The organism is Streptomyces albidochromogenes (assembly GCF_005981925.1).
GTDB lineage: Bacteria > Actinomycetota > Actinomycetes > Streptomycetales > Streptomycetaceae > Streptomyces > Streptomyces albidochromogenes.
In genome coordinates, this window is the sequence record NZ_VBVX01000610.1 from 1 (window position 1) to 1,394 (window position 1,394).

Here is a 1,394-nt window from a genome sequence, read left to right on the forward strand (position 1 = left end):
GCCTGGGGTCCGCCCTGAGAAGTCAGGGGGAGGGCAGCGGCGAGGGGTCGCGGGCGGACAAGTCGGAGCCTGGAGTCGCGCGGGGTACGGGACGTCACGGAGAGCAGTCTCTCCGCTCACGCCCCGAAAGCCCAAACGGAATCGAACTTGCCGTTCGTGGACGCCGTCTGGCCGGAACCTTTCGCCGCCGGACGGGTCGGACATCCCGGGCGGCGGCGGGGCCGCGGGCTACATCAAAGGAGTCAGGAAGCGGCGCAGGGCCTCTTCGTACACGGCCGGGGAGGCGTTCCACATGGCCGCGTGCGGTGCGTGCGGGGTGGGCTGGAGGACGACCAGGCCGGGGAGCCGCCCGGCCAGTTCCCGCGAGGGCTCCCACGGGGCCACGGTGTCGTCCGGACCGTGGAAGACGAGCGTGGGCACCCGCAGTCCGCCGGGGCCGGCCGCTTCGCCCAGGCGGTCGCCGTGCACCCCGGTGCGGCCCTGCACGGCCCGGACGGCGAGCGGGAGCAGCGCGCGGGGGGTGCGCCGGGCGACGGCCAGGGCCCGCACCGTGGCCTCCCAGTCCAGGACCGGGGAGTCGAGCACGAGGCCGCTGATGCGGTCGCGCAGGGGGGAGCGCACGGCGGCGTGCACGGCCATGGCACCGCCGGTGGACCAGCCGTACAGGATGACGCGCTCGGCGCCGCCGCGCACGGCGTGCCGGATGGCGGCGTCCACGTCGCGCCACTCCGAGTCCCCGAGGTGGCCCAGTCCGCCCTGCGGCCGGGGGGCGCCGGCGTCGCCCCGGTAGGACAGGCCGAGGACGGGGAGGTGCTGGGTCCGCAGGAACGGCATGAGGTTCATGGTGTGGGCCCGTGTGGTGCCCAGGCCGTGGACGGCGATGATCCAGGTGCCGCGGGCGCCCGGCAGGAACCAGGCGGGCAGGGCGCCGAGTTCACCGGGGACGTCCACGTCGGTGTGGTCGAGGCCCAGTGCGGAACGCGGGTCGCCGACGTACAGCTGGGGGGTGAGCCGGACGCGGGTGCCGGCGCCGAGGGCGCCGTGGGTGACGCGTACCAGGCGGCGTACGACGGTGTCGGCGCTGTGCCGGGCGTCCGGGACGACGGGGCCGACGACCGCGTGCACGCCGGGGCCCTCGATGCCGTACGTGCCGGGGCGCAGGGACGCCAGGCAGCGGGTCAGGGTGATCCGGCCCGGACCGGTGCCGTGCACGGTGAGCCGGGGGTCGGCGGGCAGCGGCCGGCCGGCCGACGCCCTGAGGGCGGCGTCGCCGGCGTAGCGGCCGATCGCGACCGCCGCCGCGCCGGCGCCGAGGAGTGTGGTGACGGCCGCTGCCGTCGCTGTAGCCGGGCGCACCGCTCCAGTGTCGGGGTCGGGGGGGCCCGGGGCCAGTG

1 protein-coding gene is annotated in these 1,394 nt (G+C 77.0%); it reads right to left on the reverse strand.

Annotated elements, in window-relative coordinates:
- Window positions 1-228: 228 nt before the first annotated feature.
- A complete protein-coding gene (locus E2E34_RS34285) occupies window positions 229-1,356 on the reverse strand; it encodes an alpha/beta hydrolase (protein ID WP_138905713.1) in 1,128 nt (375 codons plus the stop codon).
- Between the last annotated feature and the right edge of the window lie 38 nt (window positions 1,357-1,394).